The following is a 22,160-nucleotide window of genomic DNA, read 5'->3' as shown; positions in this document are numbered from 1 at the left end:
GTAACTTTCCGTCAGGCCTTTCCGGCCAGCTGGTTGTGGCGGCGGGCGATCAGGTCTTTCGCCATTTCCACAGCCACTGCCGCATCGCGGCAATATGCGTCCGCGCCGACCGCTTCACCGAATTCCTCGTTCAGCGGTGCACCGCCAACGAGAACGATGTAGTTGTCGCGAATGCCTTTTTCCACCAGCGTGTCGATCACCACCTTCATATAGGGCATGGTGGTGGTGAGCAGGGCCGACATGCCAATGATGTCCGGCTGATGTTCCTCGATCGCGGCAAGGTAGTTCTCGACCGGGTTGTTGATGCCGATATCGATCACTTCGAAGCCGGCACCTTCCATCATCATGGAAACGAGGTTCTTGCCGATGTCGTGAATGTCGCCCTTGACGGTGCCAATCACCATCTTGCCAACCTTCGGAGCGCCGGTTTCGGCCAGCAGCGGGCGAAGGATGCCCATGCCCGCCTTCATGGCGTTGGCAGAGAGCAGAACTTCGGGAACGAAGAGGATGCCATCGCGGAAGTCGACGCCAACGATGCGCATGCCCTCGACCAGTGCCTTGGTCAGGATGTCGTAGGGGGTCCAGCCTCTTCCAAGCAGAATGTTGACGCCGTCGCGGATTTCTTCCTGAAGCCCGTCATACAGGTCGTCGTGCATTTGCTCGACGAGCTCGTCATCAGAGAGGGCGTTCAGATCGATATCGTCTTCATCGGACATGAGCAGCTCCACGGGCGCATCAACGCGCAGACTAGATTTCTAAGTAGAAAATCTTATGTCCGAGCCATTTTGCGTCGATATCATCATTGCGACATGTGCAGTCGATTTCACGACTACAGAGAGGTTGCTGAACGAATTTAAATGCCGTGTGGCGAAAAAAGGTGCTGGGTCAGGGTTTTGGCGGCGATGACATGGTGAGGAAAATGAGCCATGCCCATTCGGCCCTTGCTGCAATGATCTCGTCCGAGAGTGGGGCAAGGGCATGAGTTACACAGCGCACCTGCAAGTCTCCGATCAGGATCGAGAAGTAGAACTCGTCCATGCTGGCAGGCGGAAGCTTTGCCAGAAATCCGGTTTCCTTGCGGGCATGGTGGATCAGTTCGGTAATGCGGGGGGATATGAAGTTCCGTCCCATCATGGCGAGCGCCGACCCAAGCTCGCCGCTGGCATCTGCTGCAGCTGCCCGGTTCAACGCGATGGCGCGATTGCTGAACAGCATGGACAGCAGCACTGGCCCCAGATTCTCCAGCGTTTGCGTGGCAGTAGCATGCCTTTCCTGCTGGTCGTCCAGGTAGACGCGGATCTGGTCGGCATTGCGCAGGACAAGGGATTTGAAAAGACCCTTCTTGTCACCGTACCAGCGATACAGGGTTTCGTTCGACGCCTTGGCCTGTTTGGCCACCCCAAGCATGGAAAGTCCTTCATAGCCCTTTTCTTCAAGGACTTCGATCGCGGCGATTTCAATCGCCTCACGGCGGGCTTCCCTTGCGTTGGTCTTCATACAAAATCCCGTCTTGCAAGAAACCGTAATCAAAAATACGGTTAGGTTCCGTACATTAGGCTTTGTGGACGAACTGGAGGCGTATTTCGTGGGTCAAACGGCAATGGATGAAGGAAGGGAACCTGCAGAACGTATTGAACATACGTTCAAAGGGACATTTCCTTCAGGCAGCAGCCGTTTGATCCACCCGGAAGGGCCGGGCCTGCTTCGCCCAAGACAAGGTAAATCCGGCTCGACGATGCACCGCATCGCCTGCGCCAGCTTCATCTTGTCTTGAACAACGCATTTCCCGGCGAAATGCGTCTCCAGTTCGTCCACAAAGCCTAGGTTACGGCTGTGGAGGTAAGCATGCCAGCGGTTTTTGTATCGGGAATTCTGGCGGTTGTGAGTTGTGGGGGTATCTTCGGGTTCTTCTACGCCTGGGTGTGTTCCACCATGTGGGGCCTTGATGCCCTTCCGCCCCAAACAGCGATCGCGGCAATGCAGGCGATGAACGCATCTGTCCGCAATGGGGTTTTTGCCATCTGCTTCTTTGGAACGCCCGGTTTTCTCGCGCTTGCTGCATTTTCCGCGCTTCGGGTTCGAAAGGGACCGTCGGCAATGCTGTTTACTCTGGCAGCACTTGTTTATGCGGCTGGGGGAATTGCGCTCACCGCGTCTATCAATGTGCCGATGAACGAGGCGCTGGCGGGCTTTGGGGCTCTGGCCGATCCGCAAGAGGCGGCCCGGATCTGGGCAGAGTATTCGCCGCGATGGCAGTTCTGGAACCAGATTCGCACCGGGTTCTCCGGTGTGGCCTTGGTGCTGTCTGTCATTGCATTCGGTTCTCTCGGGTTCGGTGCCGCTCCTGAAAGGAATGCTTTTTCAAGGGTATAAAAAAGGCGGGCACTTGGCCCGCCAATTCAGTTTTTGGAGGAGGATTGTTCTTGTTATCAGAACAGGCCTTCGATCTGGCCCTGGCTGTCCAGTTTGATGTGATTGGCCGACGGAACGCGCGGCAGGCCCGGCATGGTCATGATTTCCCCGCAGATCACCACGATGAAACCAGCACCTGCTGACAGCCGCACTTCGCGAACCGGAACGCTGTGTCCGGTCGGAGCGCCGCGCACAGCCGGGTCGGTCGTGAAGGAATACTGGGTCTTGGCCATGCAGACCGGCAGCTTGCCAAAGCCATCGGCTTCCCAGCGCTTGAGTTGGTCGCGCACGCTCTTGTCGGCAATGACTTCGTCTGCGCGGTAAATGCGCTTGGCGATGGTTTCGATCTTCTCGAACAGGGAAAGGTCGTCCTCGTAAAGCGGCGCGAACTGGGATGCTCCGCTTTCGGCCAGAGCGACAACTCTCGTTGCGAGTTCGGCGGTGCCTTCCGAGCCATTTGCCCAATGGGAGGCGAGGACCGCCTCGACGCCAAGTTCGGCGCAATAGGCCTTCACAGCCTGAACTTCGGCTTCTGTGTCCGCAGTGAAGTGGTTGATCGCAACAACTGCAGGAACGCCGAACTGCTTGATGTTCTCGATGTGGCGACCAAGGTTCGCGCAGCCCTTGCGAACAGCTGCCACGTTTTCCGCACCAAGGTCTTCCTTGGCAACGCCGCCATTCATTTTCAGGGCGCGAACGGTTGCCACGATGACCGCAGCGTCCGGGGACAGACCCGCCTTGCGGCACTTGATGTCGAAGAACTTCTCCGCGCCAAGGTCTGCGCCGAAACCGGCTTCGGTCACGACATAGTCAGCTAGTTTCAGTGCGGACTGGGTCGCCATCACCGAGTTGCAGCCATGGGCGATGTTTGCAAACGGACCGCCATGGATGAAGGCGGGGTTGTTTTCCAGTGTCTGCACGAGGTTCGGCTGGATTGCTTCCTTCAGGAGAACGGTCATTGCGCCGTCAGCTTCCAGATCACGGGCATAGACAGCTGTGCGGTCGCGGCGATAGGCGACGATGATGTCACCGAGGCGGCGCTGCAGATCTTCCAGGCTGGCGGCGAGGCAAAGGATCGCCATGATTTCGGAGGCCACGGTGATGTCGAACCCGGCTTCACGCGGGAAGCCGTTGGCGACACCGCCGAGCGAGCACACCACCTCACGCAAGGCGCGGTCGTTCATGTCGAGAACGCGGCGCCATGCGACGCGGCGCTGGTCAATGCCCAGCTCGTTGCCCCAGTAGATGTGGTTGTCGATCAGCGCGGACAGGAGATTGTGCGCCGATGTGATGGCATGGAAGTCGCCGGTGAAATGTAGGTTGATGTCTTCCATCGGCACGACCTGTGCCTTGCCGCCGCCAGCTGCGCCGCCCTTCATGCCAAAGCAAGGGCCAAGGGACGGCTCGCGCAGGCAGATCATGGCGTTCTTGCCGATCCGGTTCAGGCCGTCACCGAGACCAACCGTGGTCGTCGTCTTGCCTTCACCTGCTGGTGTCGGATTGATCGCGGTGACGAGAATCAGCTTGCCGTTCTTGCGCGAGTCCAGTGTCTTCAGAAAGTCGCCGGAGACCTTGGCCTTGGTTTTTCCGTAGGGAATCAGGGCATCGTCCGGAATGTTCAACCGAGCCGCAATCTCTTGAATCGGCTTCATTTTTGCCGCGCGGGCAATTTCGATGTCACTCGCCATGGATGTTTCCTCGTCATTCTTGGCCCGGACCGACCGAACCTGATTTCCTCGAAGCTAGGCGAGAAAAGGGGGGCGCAATCGTCTTGAAACCGACGCCTGCAGGGCGGGATGCGACGGCAGGCCCGGACGGGCATTCTTGTTGTAGGCGATCAGCCTAGTCGGCTGCGGATCGAATGTGAATTGCCGAGGTGGCAATAAGTCGAGGAAACAATTCTGAGTATGCGGTACTCACTGGTCCGCGAGCATTGAAAGCTTCAGGGAGTGGGCGTCGGCAGGAGGCGCTCTTCAGGCATTCCTCCTGCGTTTGCTGGTCGTCAGGCTGTTTCGGTCTTGCCGACGAGGCCGAGCTTTTTCAAGACGAACACACCGGGGTAGGTTCCGGTGAAGGCGGCCTGAATGAGGTTCAGCCCCATCAGTCCGGTGAGCCAGAGGAAGTTGATGTTGACGATGACGGCAAGGGCAACACTGGCCAGAACAACGACACCGACAAGCAACAAGACGAGACGTTCAGTCGACATTTGGACCTCCATTTCTTATAGTTTCGATTATATGAAACTAATTGTGCTTTGATAGTGGAAATGGTCCGGCTCCGCAAAACGTGAAGCTATTCTGACGCTGCGACATTTTTGCTTGCCTTATGCTCAGTTCGAGAATATCAAGGAGGTGCTGAGGAGTTCAGCGTTCCCTTCTTTCGAGGGAGTCTCGAATGTCCGATTTTGACTATGGCGTTTTCATAGGACGCTTTCAGCCGCTTCATAGCGGTCATGAAGCCGTCATCCGGTCCGCGCTTGAGCGGGTTTCTACTCTCATCGTTCTCGTTGGATCTGCCCGCACGGCGCGCGATCCGCGCAACCCGTTCACTTATGCAGAGCGGGTGGAAATGTTCGAGCATGTCTTCAGGCACGAGATAACAACCGGACGACTGGTACTGCGTCCCGTTGCCGATCACCTTTATTCCGATCCGGCATGGTGTGCCGAAGTGCAGCGATGCGTCGATGAAACCATTTTGGACCTGCAAAACGGTGGAGGCATCGGCTTGCATGGGCTGCGGGATGTGAGTGTTGCCCTGACCGGATATGGCAAGGATCGGTCCAGCTATTACCTGAAGCTCTTTCCCGAGTGGGACAACATTCAGCTGGACAGTCAGTACGGTACGTTTTCATCGACGGATATTCGCAGACAGTTCTTTCAGCGCATTCCTGTCGTGCCCAAAACTGTCGTGTCCGATGAGGTTGCGGCTTGGCTTGATACGTTCAAGATGTCGGAGACATTCCGTGGGCTTCTGGAAGAGGCGGAATATCTGGCTTCCTACCCGACAGAGTGGGGCCGTGGGCCGTTTGTCACTGCCGATGCCGTGGTGATCCAGTCCGGGCATATTCTGCTCGTTGAGCGCGGGCGCTTGCCGGGCAAGGGCCTTCTGGCAATACCGGGCGGGTTTCTGGACCCGAATGAAACGGTGCGCAATGCCGCTGTCCGCGAGCTTCGCGAAGAGACCCGTATTCGCGATGAAAAAGGGGAAATCCCGCCGGCGATGCTGGCTTCGTTCATCGATGATCGAAAGACCCGTGTCTTCGACCATCCGGAGCGGTCCTTGCGGGCGCGGATCATCACCCACGCCCACCTGTTTCGTCTGCCGGATCGGCGTCAGCTGTTTGAGGTTACTGGCAGCGACGATGCGCGGGCAGCTAACTGGTACAGGCTCGGCGATCTGAGGCCGGAGCTGTTTTTCGAGGATCACTGGTCGATCATCAATCTCATGGTTGATCTTTGATCGGCTTTCCGTTTTCTGGCTGCGAGGGAGCCTTGCAGCATATTCCAACCGTCGTGTGAGGAGTTCATATGACCAATCCACTTTTGGCTGTAGACAGCTACAAGCAATCCCACTTCCTGCAATACCCGCCCGAGGCGCGGCGCATTTCGGCCTATGTCGAGGCGCGTCCCAACGACTTCTCGAAGGAAGTGTTGTTCTTCGGTCTGCAGGCGTTCTTGAAAGACGTGCTTTCAAAGCCGATCACCCGCAGCGATATCGAACAGGCAGAAGCAATCTGCCGGGCACACGGAGAGCCGTTCAATCGTGAAGGATGGGAGATCATCCTCAAGGAGCATGGCGGATTGTTTCCGCTCGAAATCTCCGCTCTTGAAGAGGGCGATGTTGTCCCAAGCGGGGTTCCGCTCATCCAGCTGCAGAGCACCGATGACCGCTTTCCGTGGCTGACAACCTGGATCGAAACGGGTCTATTGCGCGCGATATGGTATCCCTCGACTGTAGCGACATTGTCGTTCAAGTGCAAGGAGATCATCTACGCCGGGCTTTTGAAAACCTCGGAAGCGCCGGATGCGCAAGTTCCCTTCAAACTGCATGACTTTGGTGCGCGCGGTGTCTCGTCTGCAGAAAGCGCGGCTCTGGGTGGCATGGCGCATCTGGTGAACTTCGCCGGAACGGACACAATGGAAGCCCTTGGCGCCGCCATGACGTTCTATGGTGGCGATGTGCCGGGTTACTCCATTCCGGCGGCTGAGCACTCGACCATGACAAGCTGGGGCCCCAATCGTGAGCGGGAGGCCTTTGCCAACATGCTGGACCAGTTCTCAGGCGAGGGCAAACTCGTGGCCGTGGTCTCCGACAGCTACGACCTGTTCCACGCGGTGGACACCATCTGGGGGCAGGAGCTGAAGGACAAGGTTCTGGCCAGCAAGGGCACCATCGTGGTCCGACCCGACAGCGGTGACCCCGTTGAAACACCGCTGAAGGTTCTGGAAAGCCTCTGGAACAGCTTTGGCGGGCGTGAACACGCCAAGGGTTTCCGCGTCCTGAATGACGCCGTTCGCGTTATCCAGGGGGATGGCATGACCCTGTCGACCATCAAGCTGCTGGTCGACAAGATGATCGCGGGAGGCTGGTCGCTGGACAACATGGCCTTCGGCATGGGGGCAGGTCTTCTGCAGAAGGTCAACCGTGACACGCTCAGCTTTGCCATGAAGGCAAACGCCATGCAGACAGCAGATGGTAGCTGGGTGGACGTCAACAAGGCCCCGAAAACCGATGCCCGCAAGGCGTCGAAAGCCGGTCGTCAGGTTGTGGTGCAAGAAGGTGGCCAGCTGGTGAGCAAGGCGCTGGACGCCTCAAATGAAGCGGCTTCGCTCTTGAAGCCTGTGTTCCGCAATGGCGAGCTGCTTGATGAAACGACCTTTGCAGAGGTGCGCGAACGCTCGCAGGCTGCCCTGGTTGCTCGGGTTTCCTGAGCGGCTTTGAACGGCAAAGGTCCGTCTGGCCTTTCGGTCAGGCGGACCTTTGCCAATCGTCTTCAAAAGTCGTGGTGGAGCAGCCTGCAAAACGAGCCATCCGGTCCAGCTCGGCTTCCAGTTTTTTCAAACGCGCCTTTGAAGTGCGCAGGCCCGGTTCCGGCCAGAAGGCGCGGACATGCAGTCGATCTTCGGCTCTGAGTGCCTTCATGTCGATCCTCCCGATCAGGCGAGCCCCCTCAAGAACCGGAAAGACGTAGTAGCCATATTGCCGCTTGGGCTCCGGCACAAACACCTCGATGCGATAGTGAAAGCCGAACAGGCGCTCGGCGCGCTTTCTGTCTCTCAGTGCAGGATCAAAGGGGGACAGAATGCGCACGCGTGACGTTGGTTCCGGAAGATCCGCCAACTGGTCCAGTGTTTCGGGAAACAGGAAGCTTTGTCTCGGTTTTTGACCGGGCACCATTTCGATGTCCGCTTCGATAATCCTGCCGACGGCAAGAGCCTTCTGACACCAGTCCTTTGCCTCGGCTGGTGTGATCAGGTCCCAGAACGCAGCGATTTCACCGGATGTTGCAAAGCCGAGGCGGGCAAGGGCGTTTGTGGCTGCCCATTCGATTGTCTCCGCCTCGTGTGGCACGTTGGATCGAATGTCCTGCGGAATCACCCGCTCGGAAAGATCATAAGCCTTCTGGAAATTGGTGCGGTGGCAGACCGCCAGTTCTCCCGTTCGCCAGAGATATTCAAGTGCGGTCTTGGACGGATGCCAGTCCCACCAGCCGCCGCTCTTGCGTTGTTCATTTTCGCCAACATCGCCGGAGGTGCAGGTGCCTGTTTCGGTGATCTGCTTCAAGACGCCATCGATCTTGTCCAGAAATCCGTCGCGGCGCCATTTCTGCCAGCGCTCAGCCAGCCGCTCCCGATGACGCCTAAAATGCAGATGCCAATGGGGATAGAACTCGGTCGGAATGATCGACGCATCATGGGTCCAATGCTCGAACAGGGCGCGGTCCTTTTCCAGCAGGTTTTTGAGCGCAGTTTCCTTGTAGGCGGGACGGCGGGCAAACAGGATCATGTGATGGGCACGAGCGACCGTGTTGATGCTGTCCACCTGAACGAACCCGATCTGCCGGATGACATTCAAAAGGTCTTCACCCTTGGCAGGCCCCTTCGGGGTCTCCGCAAGGCCGTGCTTGTCGAGAAACAGATGGCGGGCCTGGCGATTGTCGAGCCGGGGAAGGGATGTGCGAGTCATGGCAAAAGCTAACACTGTTCCTATTTTGTTCGCAATCCGAAAACCGCTTTTCTTTACGTCAATTCGCTTCTAGCCTGCGGTCATGGAATTTCCTGATGTCTTCCTCGTTGCAGGATTGATCTTTGTCGTTGCCGGTTTGGTGAAAGGGCTGGTCGGCTTTGGTCTTCCTGCGCTCAGTCTCGGCCTTCTTACCCTCATCATGGGGCATCAGACAGCCATCACTCTCATTCTTGTGCCGTCACTGGTCACCAATTTCTGGCAAGCTTTTTCAGGAGGCTATTTGTCCGCTCTTGTGAAGCGGCTTTGGCTGTTTCTGGTCTTAGCTGCGGTAACCGTTTGGGCGGGGGCGCTGGTTCTGACCCGCCTTCAGGATGGTTGGTCCGAAACCCTGCTTGGAAGCCTCTTCATTCTCTATGCATTGCCGGGGCTTGCCGGATTGCAGCCGCGGCTGTCACCATCGGCGGAACGCTGGCTCGCAGTCCCGCTCGGCCTGCTGAACGGCCTTTTCACCGGGTTGACCGGAACATTCAATTTTCCAGGCGTCATTTATTTTCAGTCGCTCGGCCTCAACCGGGACGAACTGGTGCAGGCGATGGGGCTTTTGTTTCTGATCTCCACCGTCGCTCTGTGGCTGTCCCTATCGCGCGTCGGCTATCTTGAGGCGGACCAGTTGGGGCCGTCTATCGTCATGATGCTTCCGACATTCATCGGGGTTTATGTTGGCCAACGCTTTCGCAAGGGGCTGAGTGACAAGGCGTTCCGGCGGGTGGTTCTGGCGACAATTCTGGGACTTGGGCTTTACCTGCTTGCCACCGGTCTTCCGGTCATGCTCGGCCACACAGCCTAAAAAACCTAGTTTACAAAAATGTATGTCTCGCGACCGGTGGGTGTGAGGCTGGCTGTTTATCTCATTGTCATCGGCAGACGAAAGCCGAGAGACAAAGGAGACAGACATGAAAACCATTCGCAACATCCTGATCGCCACTTCCCTGACAGCTATCGGTGTTTCCGGCATTGGCGCAGCTCTGGCGGATTCGAAGGACAACGGCCCGATCGACCCGTCCAAGGCGAGCATTTCCATCCAGCAGGCGTCGGACATCGCTTTGGGCGAAGTCAGCGGGACAGTGACCGAAATCGAGCTGGAGAATGAACGCGGCGTTCTGGTCTATGACGTCGAAGTGGCATCTGCGACCGGTGAAGTGGAACTGCAAATCGATGCCGCATCCGGCCAGATCCTTGCCAAGAAACTGGATGACGACAAGCACGACGATGATGACGATGACCGGGATGGCAAGGACAACTAAGCCGATTGTCGCAACAAGACCTGAAACCCTGATGACCTGCGGTCCGGCTTTCCCTCCGGGCCGCGGGCATCCGGTGCGATTGGCGACCTTGAGGATTTGATGTGCTTGCGGGTTTGACGACAGGGGCTCCGGTCGGGCATCAAACAAGGCATGAAGACGAGAAGAATGAAAAGGCGGCAGGATGCGTTTGCTGGTTCTGGAAGATGACGCCGAAATTGGTCAGTGGGTATATGACGGCCTGTCGCGCGAAGGGCATGTTGTCGATTGGCTGAAAGATGGCCGTGAGGCACTGGCGGCAGGCACGGTGAATTTCTATGACGTGCTCATTCTGGATCGCATGACACCGGGTCTTGACGGTCTGTCTGTGCTGAAGGCGCTGCGGGCTGCCAAGGTGGCGACGCCGGTCCTGTTCCTGACTGCCATGGGCGATGTCGATGACCGGGTTGAGGGACTTGAGGCAGGCGGCGACGACTATCTGACAAAACCTTTTGCGTTCAGCGAGTTGAGGGCGCGAGTTTCGGCACTGGGCCGCAGGCCGGCGCAAGCGGGGAGCGTTTCGGAACAAACCCATCTTGTCGTGCGCGATATTGAATTGGACCTTCTCAAGCGCAAATGTTCGCGTGCCGGGCAGGACGTTGATCTAAACGGCAAGGAATTCGCGTTGCTGGAGGCGCTCATTCGGGCCAATGGGCGCATTCAGACCCGGAACATGTTGCTGGAAAAGGTCTGGAACATGAACTTTGATCCAACGACCAGCGTGGTGGAAACCCATATCAGTCGCCTGAGAGGCAAGATCGAAAAGCCGTTCGGCGATACCGTCATCAAAACGGTGCGGGGTGCGGGTTATGTCATTGAAAGCTGAGGCTATCGGGCTGTTTCGGTCCAGTGCCTTTCGTCTGGCAATGGCACTTTCGGTCCTGTTTGTGCTCATTCTTCTCGCGTCCGGGGTTCTTGCCAATCTCCTGCTGGTGGATGCTTTGCAGGAGCAAATGGATGACGATCTGAAGATGCGGTTCGACACGATCGCAGAACGTGTCAAATCGAACGATGACCATGATGATCTCGAAGAGGAGTTCGAGTTCATGGCGGATCCGCGCCACTCGGATGATCTGATTTATTTCGCGGCATTCAAAAGTCCTGACGGGCGCATGACCGGGCTTTCGGTGCCGGATGCTTTCAACCGGCTGGGAACCCGAACCTTGGTTCTTCAATCGGGCGGCAAGAAGGATGATCACGACAAATGGCGGGTGCATGCCGGAAATGTCTCCGGCGGTGTTCTTGTCGTGGGCCGCAGGTGGGATACGTCTGAAGACATTTTAGAGTTGCTGCCGGGTGCCTTTATGGCGGCAGGAGGCGCGGCGGTTCTGTTGACGCTTGGTGCGGGCGTTGGTTTCGGCTTTGCAGCCCAGAGACGGATACGCAAGATTTCCCGGACATTGGATCAGATTGCGGAAGGTGATCTTGCCGCGCGTGTCGGCCCCCTTGGACGGGCCGATGACCTGAGTGATCTGGCCGCACATGTGGATGGAACAACCGCGCGTTTGGAGGTTCTTCTGCGCCAGACGCGGGAATTGTCCGTTAATATCGCGCACGATCTGAAAACGCCGCTGACCCGGCTTCGCGCACGCCTTGAGACATTGGCGGAAGCCAGTGTTTCCGAAGACGAGGCTCTGCCGGATGCGGAGAAGGCGCTTGAGGAGATTGATCGTATCATCTCCACTTTTGACGCCATTCTGCAAATCGCCCGGATGGATGCGGGTGCACACAACAAGCGCTTCGAAGATCTCGATCTTGGCGAGCTTGCTCGTGAGTTTGCCGATGCCTATGGCGCGGTGATTGAGGATAGCGGCTTCGGCTTCGAGCTTTCGGTGCCTCAGTCCCCGTCAATTGTCAGGGCGGATCCCGCGCTTTTGAAACAGGCGCTTGCCAATCTGATCGAGAACGCGCTGCGGTACAGTTCGCCGGGCGGGCAAATCCGCATTGGGGTTTCAGGGCGTTCCATTGAGGTGGCGGATGAAGGTCCCGGAATTCCGGATGCAGACAAGGCACGCGTGATGGAGCCCTTTGTGCGTCTCGATGCTGCAAGGTCAAGTGGCGGCTTCGGCCTGGGACTGGCACTTGTCCAGTCGGTTGCCCAGCTTCACAAGGCCCGGGTCAGTCTGTCCGACACAAGAGCGCAGACGCCTTGCGGGCTGACGGTTCGCATCGATTTTGCGTGAGGAGGGAGACCCGCCACTCCGGTCCGCGGGAATACCGCTCAAGCGTCAGTGGTCGGGTTCACCAAGCTGAGACAATACGGTTCGAAAACCACCACATGGGAAAGGTCAGGCCGAGAGCGCGAGGAGTAGAGCAGGGCCTGTGCGCCTGCCGCTCGCGCCCTGTCCGAGAATTCCCATGTCGGGGAGGGCCTGCCCTCCTCGTGAATATCCTGCCAGACAATGCTGGCTGATCGGTTTCCTCGCAGATCGGCCACGCGATCGGCTGTCAGCCACATGGGCACCAACACCCGCTCTACGCCATCTGCCAGATATCGCTTGATCGCAACATGCGTTCCCTCGGCACTGAGGGAGGCATAAGCGGCAACCTGGCCCGAATGATGAAAGCGACCCGCAGGCGCCCTTGCCGGAGCTGAAGGTGTATCCAGCAGATCTTTCGACAGAAGTCGCCAGACAGGTCCGTTGAAGGTGAGGAAGCTCATTATGAGAAAATCGCGTTTTGCTTGAATCTTGAAGGAAGTACCAGTTTCAGACTTGGGATGCATCTGCTGCCAGACCATTTCTGACAATTTTGTAAGCTTGCGGACAGGCGTTCGACATGTGGGAGTTCTACATCAGGATCATCAAGAGATTGGATGAGAACAAGGAGACCTCTCATGACTAAGCGTGAACAGACGATCTACATGATTGCCGGATTGATGGTTGGGCTGGTGATTATGCCCATTGCCTTTGGTTTCGGGATTGCCGTTATCGGCATCGGCTTTCTGGCTGCCTGCGCAAACTCGATGGTAGGCATGGTTGAAAACTTGTGGAGCCGTTCGAAGAACCGGGATCAGCGTCAGGCCCATCATTCAGCCCCTGAACATATGGAACACGCGGCCTGATCCGGCACAGGGTCAAGCGACAAAAAACGGGAGCCGTCTGGCTCCCGTTTTTGATTCTGTATTGGCCGATCACCTATTTGGCTGTCACGCGGGCAGGGCGTGTCGGGCCATTCTGGGTCTTGTTGGCCCATTGATAGGTCTGGCGCTCCTCTGTCGGTGTACAGAGGAACCGCTCCCGGTAGCACTTGGTGAAATGCGAGGTAGAGGCAAAGCCGCAGGCAAGGGCTACATCCAGCACAGGGCGACTGGTCCGGCGCAGGAGGTCGCGCGCCGTTTCCAGTCGCAGGCGCAGATAATACTGGCCCGGGGTGCAATTGAAATGACGGCGGAACAGACGTTCCAGCTGGCGGGGAGACAGGCTCACCGTCATTGCAAGTTGCTGGCAGCTTAGCGGGTCTTCGATGTGGAGGTCCATGATGCGGATGGCATCGAGGATCTTGGCATTGGAAATGCCAGTACGTGATTCAATGTCATGGCGCTGGGCAGATTCGCCGGAGCGCATGTTCTGGTAGAGCGCGGTTTCGGAAATCTCGTGCGCCAGATAGGCCCCGTGCTGAATGGCCACAAGGCGCAGCATCATGTCGAGCGATGCCATACCGCCTGCACAGGTTATGCAGTTGCGGTCTATCGAGAAGATGTCAGAAGTGACTTCCACATCGGGAAACTCCTCGCGCAGGGAGCGCAGGTTTTCCCAATGGATTGTGCACCGCCGTCCATCCAGCAGATTATAGCGTGCCAGAAGGTAGGCGCCCGTACATACCGCGCCAAAGGTCCTGCCCATTGCGTTGAGGCGGCGCAGACGCTTTCCAAGGTCAGGGTCGAGCGGAAGACGTTCGACATCCAGTCCACTGCAAAGCAGTGTAATGTCAGCGTCTTCAAGTTCCTTGACAGATTTGTCGACAACGATCTGGCATCCGTTGCTGGCCGTCACGGCATTCCCGTCCATGGAGTAGGTTGTCCATTTGTAATAGGACCGTCCAAGGAGCCGATTTGCGAGGCGGAGAGGTTCGACAACCGAAGAAAAGGCAATCATCGAAAAACGGTCGGTCACAACGAGTGCTACCGTTTGGCCGGGTTCTTCTTTCACGTTGACCGACATTTATTCTCTTTCCGATGTCAGAGTCGCAGTAATTGTTTGTTTTCAATAGAAATTCTGTTCATTTTTTCTGATTGTGTCAAACAAAAAACCGTTCCCGATGATGTGTTCGATCTGTAATGTTAATGCTGCGCTGCATATAACTCTAGGGTTGATGGTAAGGGTCGGGAGTGTGGGGGAGATGTCCGAGCAAATGCGTCAATCGGTCGAAGATTGCTGCCGCAAACCTGCTGGACGGATCATTTTGAGATCGTTATTTCTCCCTTGCTGCCTGAACGAGGTTCGATTTGCTTCAAGTCAATGCAGTTTGGGTGATACATGGTAGCGATCCTGTGCTCCTGTTTCGAAAACGGAAAGCGATACATATGAATGCCCTAGCCAAGCCCGAGGATTTGCAGGCCGTTGCTCCTGCCGGTGTTTTTGTCGAAGAAGTGAAGTCGGTTCAGCACTACACTGACCGCCTGTTCAAGTTCCGCATGACACGGCCGTCGAGCTTCCGCTTCCGCTCGGGCGAATTCGTCATGATCGGTCTGATGATCGATGGAAAACCGCTTTATCGCGCCTATTCGATTGCCAGCCCGTCCTGGGATGAAGAGCTTGAGTTCTTCTCCATCAAGGTTACGGACGGCCCGCTGACCTCGCATCTGCAAAAGATCCAGCCGGGCGACGCGGTTCTGATGAAGAAAAAGCCGACGGGCACGCTCGTGCATGATGCACTGGTTCCCGGCAAGCGTGTCTACATGTTCTCGACCGGAACCGGCATTGCACCGTTTGCCAGCCTGATCCGCGATCCGGAAACCTACGAGAAATTCGATCAGGTCATCCTGACGCATACCTGCCGCGAGGTTGCTGAACTGAAATATGGTCTGGACCTCGTCGAGGAGACCAAGAACGATCCGCTGATCGGCGAATATGCGCAGGAGAAGTTGGTTCACTACACATCGGTGACGCGCGAAGACTATCCGTTCCAGGGCCGCATCACCGATTTGATCGAGAGCGGCAAGCTGTTCACTGATCTCGGAGTGCCGCCGCTTGATCCGGCAGTTGACCGCGGCATGATCTGCGGCTCCATGGACATGTTGCGCGACACAAAGGCCCTGCTCGAGAAAGCAGGTTTGACGGAAGGTGCCAACAACAAGCCAGCAGAGTTCGTTGTTGAACGCGCATTTGTTGGCTAACTGCTGCGAAAATACCTTGTGACTAAGCACATTTGACGGAGGGTCCATGCGACCTTCCGTTGGATAACATGAAAAGAACGGCTGAAAAGTGCATTAATTGCAGCCGTCTGGCGCGACTCTCTGTTAGACTCGGCACATGAGCTGCTGTGTACCTTCAAGAGACAAGACCGCCACATGACTTCTCAAAGTGGAATTAGCGTCATCGCGGAGATCGGCTGCAATCACAAGGGCAGTATGGATATTGCCTGCGAGATGATCCAGATTGCTGCGCGCGACTGCAAGGTTGAGGCGGCCAAGTTTCAGAAGCGCCACAACCGCTCCCTTCTTCCTCCCCAAGTCTATGATGCTCCGCATCCGGTTCCGGCAAACTCCTATGGACGCACTTATGGCGAACATCGCGAGTTTCTGGAGTTCACGGTTCAACAGCACAAGGAGCTGATGGAAGAGTGCCGCCTGAACGGTATCGTCTATTCAACATCTGTCTGGGATGTAATTTCCGCGCAGGAGATTGCGGCGCTCAAGCCGCAGATGATCAAGGTGCCGTCAGCGACCAACCAGAATTTCGAAGTTCAGGAATATCTCTGTCGCCACTATGACGGAGAGATCCACGTTTCCGTTGGCATGACCACGCGGGATGAAGTGGAGGCCTGCATCGGTTTCTATGAGAAGATGGGACGGGCAAAGGATCTGGTGGTCTACGCCTGCACGTCCGGCTACCCGGTGCCTGCCCATGAAGTCTGTCTTCTTGAAATCAATCGTCTGCAGGAACGCTTTACCGACCGGATCAAGGCCTTCGGCTTTTCCGGCCATCACGAAGGTATTGCGATCGATATGGCTGCCGCTGCTGTCGGCATATCTGGAACAGCGCGCCATGAGGCGAGTCCGTTTGCCTATATCGAGCGCCACTTCACCTTGAACCGGGCCTGGAAGGGCACTGACCATTCGGCCAGCCTTGAGCCTGCGGATATGGCGCAGTTGCGGGCAGGTCTTGATGAAGTCTGTGCTGCCATGACCCATAAATACACCGATGTTCTCGACATCGAGATTGAGCAGCGGCGCAAGCTCAAGTGGATGGACATGAGCGGTGCCGCGCGCCGCAAGGCGCTCTTGAACAAGGTTTCCTGATGGCTGACAGGTCATCGGGCCTTGCTACCCGGACACTTCGATACAAAGCCCTCGTTACCGACTTTGATGGGGTCCATACGGACAACTCTGTCTTTGTTCTTGAGGACGGACGTGAGTTCGTGCGGTGCAGCCGTGCGGACGGTATGGGCCTTGAGATGCTTCGCTCGCGCGGCCTGCGGCTCCTGATCCTGTCTCGGGAAGAAAACGCGGTTGTTTCGGCGCGGGCACGAAAGCTGCGGATGGAAGTCGCCCATAACATCAAGGACAAGCTACCGGCTCTCGACGAGTGGCGTCGCTCCAACGATCTGGAGTGGAGCGAGATGATTTACATCGGCGATGATGTGAATGATCTGGACTGCATGAAGGCCTGCGGTCTGGCCGCTGCGCCCGCCAATGCCCGGCCTGAAATTCTTGCAGTTTCAGACGTCCATCTGAAAAAGTCCGGCGGCGACGGGGCCTTGCGCGAACTCAGCGATTATCTGATTTCCAATGAACTGGTCTGAACCTCCTTTCGGGAGATCCTCCATCAGGGTTTGATGGTGTAGGCCGGAACCCTGTAGTGGGATAACTTCTTCAGCTGCAGCCCCTTGTCAGCGATGAAACGGTCTATGGCGATCGTCGCACCTGCCACAGCCTGATAGTCGTCGAATATGATCACGCCTCCGGAAACGACACGGTCGTAAAGATGCTCCAGCGCAAAGGCCGTTGGTTCGAGCACGTCCATGTCGAGATGCAGCAGGGCGATGCGGGTGGCGGGGTTGTCTTCCAGATAGGTTGGAATTGTTTCGAATACATTGCCTTTCACCAGATCGACATTCAGGAAGTTCTTGCCGCGCAGCACGTCTTCCAGTTCCTCGACCGACAGGCCAACGCCCGCTGACGCGACATAGGAATGGATGAAATCCAGATCCTCGCTTGTGGTCAGCTTTTCGGTCGGAAAGTAGCCGAACGTGTCGAAGCCGATGATCTTGCGCGAAGACTGGTCTTCCAGACAGTTTCGAAAGCTCGCGAAACGCAGCAGGGACAAACCCTTGAAAACGCCGAGTTCGAGAATGTCTCCCGGAAGGTCCACGATCTTCTTGTAAAGCTCGTATTGCGCCAGAGCCTTGTTCAGTCGTGTTGGATCGGAGAACCAGAAGTAACCGTTCTCGTAGTCCCAGACCTTGTCTGCGGTCAGCCCCTGAATGGCTGGCCGTTCGCTCTTAGTCACAGGCAACTCTCCCGCGTCGATGAAGTTCAACTTCCCGTAAAAGAATTAGACTTGTAAGGGCTCGGGAAGGGAAGCCGTTTCGCGAAGAAGCTGACGAATAATAACAATTACATTCACAGATGCCGGAATACTGGGGATGAAGCCTTCCATTCCAACGTAAAGGCATGCTGGCGCCTTTGTTCTCCTGCTTGGAAGGATTAGCATTTTGGTTGCATTACCTTTCGGTTAGGGATTCTGGGCCAATCGTCCAGCGTGGTTCAGGGTGAGGCGGCATGAAGATTGTTGCGGCAATACCTGCCAGAGGTGGCTCAGTCGGGCTACCGGGCAAGAATATACGGCCACTGAACGGAGTTCCTCTTGTCGGTCGCACCATCCGTGCGGCCAAGGGCTCGCGCTTCATGCCGGAGGTTTTCGTTTCCAGCGACTCGGACGAAATCCTCTCCGTTGCCCGCCGTTTTGGCGCAATCGGCGTTGAACGCCCGATCGAACTGAGCGGGCCCACGGCAAGTTCCGAATCCGCGCTGATCCACCTTCTTCAGAACGAACCGTCACTTGTTGCCGATCCGCCGGATATTCTGGTTTTCCTGCAATGTACGGCGCCGTTCACCCTAGCCCATCATGTTGACATGGTGGTGGAAGCGCTGCTCGAGCAAAAGGCAACCAGCGCGCTTTCCGTTGTCGATGATCACGGCTTTTACTGGAAGGTCGGCGAAGATGGGTCTGCGCTGGGCATCAACCACGACCCGAGCAAGCCGCGCGAGCGCCGACAGGATCTGCCGCCCCGCTACCGTGAGAACGGGGCTGTCTATGCCATGCGTGTGCCGGAGTTTCTGGAAAGCGGCAATCGCTATTGCGGCAAGACGATACTGGTGCCGCTGGATTCCACTTGGATCGAGATCGACACCTCCCAGGACTGGGACATGGCCGAGGCCTTTATCCGTACAGAGGCTTATGCAGGCTCGCCGGAACAGGAGAAGTTCTCGTCCATTCGCGCGCTAATCACGTCTTTTGAAGGTGTTCACACCGACAACACCATTTCCATGGACGCCAATGGCAACGAGAGCCTGCGCTGCAACCGCGGCGACGAGATCGGACTTGAGCGTCTTGTCGGTCGCGATATCAGGCTGCTGATGTTGGGCCGTGAGGACAACCCGATTGCCCGGGCAAGGGCGCAGCGGCTGGCCATGGCCTATCGGGTCCACCCCTTCGACAAGCGCGGCGTTCTGGATGAATGGCGGCAGACAGCCGGTTTCGAGTGGCACGAGATTGCCTATGTGGGAGAGGATGTCAGCGATCTGGACGCGATGCACTCCTGCGGTCTCAGCTTCGCGCCCCGTTCGGCGCAGGCCGATATAAAAGCTGTTGCAAATGTCATTCTGGATACAGCCGGAGGGCAGGGTGTCCTGCGCGAGGTGAGCGATATTCTGATCTCCCGCCGAAACGCTTTGCAGGCCTAGAGGCACGCCGTGACTGGAGCATCCACACCCCCATCCGGCAGCATATTCGACCTTCTTTGCAGGTTGGGGATGACGTCAGCCGAAACACGCGAGGTCTATGCCCACAGAACCCGCGATGTCGATCCGTTGACCGTCTATCGGGACACGGTCTCTGGCGTCATCTATATCGACGGCTTTTATGTTGGAGATGATCAATATCAGGAAGGGCAATATCGCAAGGCGCAGCAGTCCGTGATTGGGGCAGGGGCAGCCGATTTTGAGGATCTGCGCGATACGGAGCGTCGGCTTGCGGCCTGCAAGCGGTATATCGCGGGCAAGTCCGTGCTGGATTTCGGGTGTGGCCGGGGAAGCTTTCTTCTGGCTGCCCGCCATCTGGCTTCATCGGTTGCCGGGATCGAACTGCAGCAGGACTACCGTGATCTACTGGCTGCGGATGGCGTCTCTGCTCATGCCGGTTTCGAGCAACTCGGGTCCTCGGTTTTTGATGTGATTACCTTGTTCCATGTTCTGGAACACCTTCCCGATCCCGAGGCTATTCTGAAACAGACAGCAGATAGGCTCTCTGGCGGCGGGCTCCTCGTCGTGGAAGTTCCGCATGCACGGGATTTCCTGCTGTCGGGTGTTGACTGTGAGGCCTTTCGAAATTTCACCTTGTGGAGCCAGCACCTTGTGCTTCACACGCGTGAAAGCCTCAAACGCCTGCTGCAGCTTGCAGGATATCGGGATATCGTGATTGAGGGCGTTCAGCGCTATCCCTTGTCCAATCATCTGAAATGGTTGGCGGAAGGCAAGCCGGGCGGGCATCGCTCGCAGCTGTCGGGTCTTGAAAGCGACGCACTTGTTGAAGCGTATGCGGCGTCCCTTGCGCGCATGGATGCGACCGACACCCTGTTTGCCTACGCGCGGAAATAGCGCCCAAAGCCGCCTGTTAAAGCTTCAGACGGTTCACCCGCTTTTCGATTGGCGTGCGGTCCAACAGATCGATCAGGTGGGCGCGGATTTCCGGCACCATCATTTCGACCGGGCGATACTCATCCGTGATCATGTATTCAATGGACGGATACCAGGGCGGGTTCTGTTGGCCGAGCAGGAAGGGCGGTTCGAAAGGCCCGAAACGCACGGTCGGCACATCAAGAGCGCCTGCAAGGTCGGCCACACTCGATGTTACCGAGACAACCACATCGCAGAGTGCGGTGACGGCGGCCGCCGCTTCCATGTCATCAAACAGGTCTGCGCCTTCAACTGCATGGAACGGTATTGAAAGGGTCTGCTTGAAATAGTCCAGCTCCCGCTGGATGGCCATGTATTGCAGGTTCACGATCACGACGTCATCCAGCTCGTCAATGATCGGCCTGAACTGCGGGGCCGAGAGATAGTAGCGGATGCGGTAAGCATCGAGGTTCTTTGACCGCCAGCCAATACCGACAACCTTCTTGCCGCTGACATCGCCCAGCTGCTGCTGAAAGCGCGAGGCCAGGTCCTTGTCGAAGGCGTAGACCGGCCAGTTTCGTGTCTTGAAATCGCCCAGCGACCTGCGGAAATACCTCGCCAGATCCGTGCTGCAGACCTGATAGTCGAAGTCTTCCTTGGTCGGGTGCAGTTTGCCGTCATTCGTGACATGGGGAGAGCGGCAGGTGATTTGCGGGAATGATCTGCGGAACAAGTCGAGGATTTTCGGAGGGCCTTCAAAGATGACGTTTCCGGCCCGCTCGATCAGCTCGGGCAACATGGTGCCGCCCTTGATCGTGTCGCCCAGTCCCTGATCCGTCCAGACAAGTATGGTCTTGTCGGAAATGTCCTCGCCTTGCCAAACCGGATGATCCGGGAACCGCCGCTTGACCACGCCGGGCACGCCCTTGCCGACGAGGCGGTTTCCGTGCAGATCCCAACCCTTTTCCAGATCGCCCATGGCCAGATAGGTCAGGGAAATGTTCCAGTCGATATTCGTGATGATGCCCTGTGTCAGCCGTTTGGCCTCGGTCAGGTGCTTCAGCGCCATCTTCGTGTTGCCGAGCTTCAGGTAGATAACTGCAAGGGTGACCTGCCGCTGGTGGTCTTCGGAATTGTCCCGAACGGCTTCCTGCGCAAGGGGCAGCCCATCGGCGTTGCGGCTCAAGGTGAAATAAAGACGGGCCAACTCGTGCTTCAGCTTGCCGGAAGTCGGGAACGCCTTCAGGGCGGCGACAAGCAGGTTCTCTGCGGTCTGGTACTCCTTCAGCTCGCTTTGGCACCGCGCCATTTCCGCAATGGTATCGACATCGTCCGGCTGGACGGTCAAAGCCTTGCTGAAATACTGGAGAGCTGCCTGATAATCCTGCTGATCGCGAAGCAGAACGCCGTAGTTGCGATTGATTTCGGAGTGGTTCGGATAAACCTTCACCAGCTTCGCCAGCAACTCCCGAGCTTCATCTTCCCGGTCCAGCTTCTTCAGCGACAAGGCCTTCAGGTTATTCGCTTCGGGAATGCGAGGGTCGAGCGCAAGAGCCTTTTCGGCAAGCTCCAGAACCTCTTCCGCCGGTATGTTCGGTATATCGGACTTTGCCCGCGCAAGGTTTGCGTAGAATGCCCCCTGGTTCGGATCAATGCGGATGGCTTTTTCGATATAGTCGACAGCGCGTTTGGGAAAACCCTGCTGCCGATAGGAGACACCGAGCAGATGCAAGGCGTCCTGATTGTTCGGCACCTTTTTCAGGATCTGCTTGTAGATGCGCTGGGCCTTGTCATAGTCGCCCGCGGACTGAAGGGCGAGACCTTCCTTCAGCTTGTCCAGAGTGGTGGCCGGTTTTGTGTTCTGGGCGGCGGAGCGCATCGACATGCCGTCTTCCCTGACTGGAGCGAGATTCGTTTCCCGATCCTATCAAGTTCCACCCATCTTCCTCACAGACAGCTTCGTGTAATCGCCGTTTAATTGGGGATTGCGCGAAGAAGACCATCCCGGGGAACTCATTCTGTTCAGCCCGGGAGTGGTCCATTTCTCAACCGATTGTCAGTTCGGGCTGTTTGGATGGCGGTTGATTGTCTGGCCATTTTCGACCAGGAGACTGTGCAGATTTTTGTGCCCTGGCGCTTTGATTACGCCATTGGGAAGCGGT

Annotated in this window: 23 protein-coding genes; 14 read left to right on the top strand and 9 right to left on the bottom strand. The window is 56.9% G+C overall.

Annotated elements, in window-relative coordinates:
* Nucleotides 1-11: 11 nt before the first annotated feature.
* Both F0155_RS21035 and F0155_RS21030 read right to left on the bottom strand, forming a co-directional pair.
* Nucleotides 12-716, bottom strand: a complete 705-nt coding sequence (locus tag F0155_RS21035) for a corrinoid protein (protein WP_150526543.1) — start codon at nucleotides 714-716, stop codon at nucleotides 12-14.
* A gap of 169 nt (nucleotides 717-885) precedes the next feature.
* Nucleotides 886-1,497 carry a TetR/AcrR family transcriptional regulator gene (locus F0155_RS21030; RefSeq protein WP_150526542.1) on the bottom strand — a complete coding sequence of 204 codons (612 nt, stop codon included), beginning with the start codon at nucleotides 1,495-1,497 and terminating at the stop codon, nucleotides 886-888.
* A gap of 13 nt (nucleotides 1,498-1,510) precedes the next feature.
* Between F0155_RS21030 and F0155_RS21025 the strand changes: the two genes are divergently transcribed.
* Both F0155_RS21025 and F0155_RS21020 read left to right on the top strand, forming a co-directional pair.
* Nucleotides 1,511-1,774, top strand: a complete 264-nt coding sequence (locus tag F0155_RS21025; protein ID WP_150526541.1) for a hypothetical protein — start codon at nucleotides 1,511-1,513, stop codon at nucleotides 1,772-1,774.
* 71 nt (nucleotides 1,775-1,845) lie between these two features.
* Nucleotides 1,846-2,373 carry an anthrone oxygenase family protein gene (locus F0155_RS21020; protein ID WP_150526540.1) on the top strand — a complete coding sequence of 176 codons (528 nt, stop codon included), beginning with the start codon at nucleotides 1,846-1,848 and terminating at the stop codon, nucleotides 2,371-2,373.
* 56 nt (nucleotides 2,374-2,429) lie between these two features.
* On the opposite strand, the gene F0155_RS21015 is transcribed toward F0155_RS21020, so the two are convergent.
* The gene (locus tag F0155_RS21015) at nucleotides 2,430-4,100 is read right to left on the bottom strand and encodes a formate--tetrahydrofolate ligase (protein ID WP_150526539.1); all 1,671 of its coding nucleotides are present in this window, start codon (nucleotides 4,098-4,100) and stop codon (nucleotides 2,430-2,432) included.
* A gap of 314 nt (nucleotides 4,101-4,414) precedes the next feature.
* Nucleotides 4,415-4,618, bottom strand: a complete 204-nt coding sequence (locus F0155_RS21010) for a YgaP-like transmembrane domain (RefSeq protein WP_150526538.1) — start codon at nucleotides 4,616-4,618, stop codon at nucleotides 4,415-4,417.
* A gap of 188 nt (nucleotides 4,619-4,806) precedes the next feature.
* Here F0155_RS21010 and F0155_RS21005 point away from each other — a divergent pair, with 188 nt between their 5' ends.
* Both F0155_RS21005 and F0155_RS21000 read left to right on the top strand, forming a co-directional pair.
* Nucleotides 4,807-5,871: an NUDIX domain-containing protein gene (locus F0155_RS21005; RefSeq protein ID WP_150526537.1), complete on the top strand. Its 1,065-nt coding sequence runs from the start codon at nucleotides 4,807-4,809 to the stop codon at nucleotides 5,869-5,871.
* Between the two features lie 68 nt (nucleotides 5,872-5,939).
* On the top strand, nucleotides 5,940-7,343 hold the full coding sequence (locus F0155_RS21000; RefSeq protein WP_150526536.1) for a nicotinate phosphoribosyltransferase: 1,404 nt from the start codon (nucleotides 5,940-5,942) through the stop codon (nucleotides 7,341-7,343).
* A 37-nt stretch (nucleotides 7,344-7,380) separates the two neighbouring features.
* Here the strand turns inward: F0155_RS21000 and F0155_RS20995 are convergent, their stop codons facing one another.
* A complete protein-coding gene (locus F0155_RS20995) occupies nucleotides 7,381-8,598 on the bottom strand; it encodes a winged helix-turn-helix domain-containing protein (protein WP_192913859.1) in 1,218 nt (405 codons plus the stop codon).
* Between the two features lie 82 nt (nucleotides 8,599-8,680).
* On the opposite strand from F0155_RS20995, the gene F0155_RS20990 reads away from it, so the two are divergent.
* The 4 genes from F0155_RS20990 (at nucleotide 8,681) to F0155_RS20975 (ending at nucleotide 12,121) form a co-directional block, all read left to right on the top strand.
* Nucleotides 8,681-9,445 (top strand): sulfite exporter TauE/SafE family protein, encoded by a 765-nt coding sequence (locus F0155_RS20990; protein WP_150526534.1) that lies wholly within the window; start codon nucleotides 8,681-8,683, stop codon nucleotides 9,443-9,445.
* A 106-nt stretch (nucleotides 9,446-9,551) separates the two neighbouring features.
* Entirely contained in the window at nucleotides 9,552-9,902 is a 351-nt protein-coding gene (locus F0155_RS20985) for a PepSY domain-containing protein (RefSeq protein WP_150526533.1), read from the top strand.
* A 181-nt stretch (nucleotides 9,903-10,083) separates the two neighbouring features.
* Nucleotides 10,084-10,764 (top strand): winged helix-turn-helix domain-containing protein, encoded by a 681-nt coding sequence (locus F0155_RS20980; RefSeq protein ID WP_150526532.1) that lies wholly within the window; start codon nucleotides 10,084-10,086, stop codon nucleotides 10,762-10,764.
* A complete protein-coding gene (locus tag F0155_RS20975) occupies nucleotides 10,748-12,121 on the top strand; it encodes a sensor histidine kinase (protein ID WP_150526531.1) in 1,374 nt (457 codons plus the stop codon). Before F0155_RS20980 ends, F0155_RS20975 begins: the two co-directional genes overlap by 17 nt.
* A gap of 38 nt (nucleotides 12,122-12,159) precedes the next feature.
* Here F0155_RS20975 and F0155_RS20970 read toward each other — a convergent pair whose 3' ends face one another.
* Nucleotides 12,160-12,600, bottom strand: coding sequence for an RES family NAD+ phosphorylase (locus F0155_RS20970; RefSeq protein WP_150526530.1), 441 nt, complete (start codon nucleotides 12,598-12,600; stop codon nucleotides 12,160-12,162).
* Nucleotides 12,601-12,774: 174 nt separating this feature from the next.
* Here F0155_RS20970 and F0155_RS20965 point away from each other — a divergent pair, with 174 nt between their 5' ends.
* Nucleotides 12,775-13,002, top strand: coding sequence for a hypothetical protein (locus F0155_RS20965; protein WP_150526529.1), 228 nt, complete (start codon nucleotides 12,775-12,777; stop codon nucleotides 13,000-13,002).
* 73 nt (nucleotides 13,003-13,075) lie between these two features.
* Here F0155_RS20965 and F0155_RS20960 read toward each other — a convergent pair whose 3' ends face one another.
* Nucleotides 13,076-14,101, bottom strand: coding sequence for a GlxA family transcriptional regulator (locus F0155_RS20960; protein ID WP_150526528.1), 1,026 nt, complete (start codon nucleotides 14,099-14,101; stop codon nucleotides 13,076-13,078).
* Between the two features lie 362 nt (nucleotides 14,102-14,463).
* Here F0155_RS20960 and F0155_RS20955 point away from each other — a divergent pair, with 362 nt between their 5' ends.
* The 3 genes from F0155_RS20955 (at nucleotide 14,464) to F0155_RS20945 (ending at nucleotide 16,904) form a co-directional block, all read left to right on the top strand.
* Complete coding sequence (locus tag F0155_RS20955; protein ID WP_150526527.1) at nucleotides 14,464-15,276, top strand: ferredoxin--NADP reductase; 813 nt, start codon at nucleotides 14,464-14,466, stop codon at nucleotides 15,274-15,276.
* 174 nt (nucleotides 15,277-15,450) lie between these two features.
* Entirely contained in the window at nucleotides 15,451-16,401 is a 951-nt protein-coding gene (locus tag F0155_RS20950; RefSeq protein WP_150526526.1) for an N-acetylneuraminate synthase family protein, read from the top strand.
* Nucleotides 16,401-16,904, top strand: coding sequence for a KdsC family phosphatase (locus F0155_RS20945; RefSeq protein ID WP_150526525.1), 504 nt, complete (start codon nucleotides 16,401-16,403; stop codon nucleotides 16,902-16,904). Before F0155_RS20950 ends, F0155_RS20945 begins: the two co-directional genes overlap by 1 nt.
* 23 nt (nucleotides 16,905-16,927) lie before the next feature.
* On the opposite strand, the gene F0155_RS20940 is transcribed toward F0155_RS20945, so the two are convergent.
* Nucleotides 16,928-17,611, bottom strand: coding sequence for a TylF/MycF/NovP-related O-methyltransferase (locus tag F0155_RS20940; protein WP_208999402.1), 684 nt, complete (start codon nucleotides 17,609-17,611; stop codon nucleotides 16,928-16,930).
* A gap of 272 nt (nucleotides 17,612-17,883) precedes the next feature.
* Between F0155_RS20940 and F0155_RS20935 the strand changes: the two genes are divergently transcribed.
* Nucleotides 17,884-19,068 (top strand): acylneuraminate cytidylyltransferase, encoded by a 1,185-nt coding sequence (locus tag F0155_RS20935; protein ID WP_150526523.1) that lies wholly within the window; start codon nucleotides 17,884-17,886, stop codon nucleotides 19,066-19,068.
* Between the two features lie 69 nt (nucleotides 19,069-19,137).
* Nucleotides 19,138-19,980, top strand: a complete 843-nt coding sequence (locus F0155_RS20930) for a class I SAM-dependent methyltransferase (protein ID WP_150526522.1) — start codon at nucleotides 19,138-19,140, stop codon at nucleotides 19,978-19,980.
* Nucleotides 19,981-19,996: 16 nt separating this feature from the next.
* On the opposite strand, the gene F0155_RS20925 is transcribed toward F0155_RS20930, so the two are convergent.
* On the bottom strand, nucleotides 19,997-21,883 hold the full coding sequence (locus tag F0155_RS20925) for a tetratricopeptide repeat protein (protein ID WP_150526521.1): 1,887 nt from the start codon (nucleotides 21,881-21,883) through the stop codon (nucleotides 19,997-19,999).
* Nucleotides 21,884-22,160 lie beyond the last annotated feature (277 nt).

Source organism: Roseibium sediminis (genome assembly GCF_008711325.1).
Taxonomy (GTDB): domain Bacteria; phylum Pseudomonadota; class Alphaproteobacteria; order Rhizobiales; family Stappiaceae; genus Roseibium; species Roseibium sediminis.
Note: the sequence above shows the minus strand (reverse complement) of the source record. Positions and strands in the feature narration are given on the sequence as shown.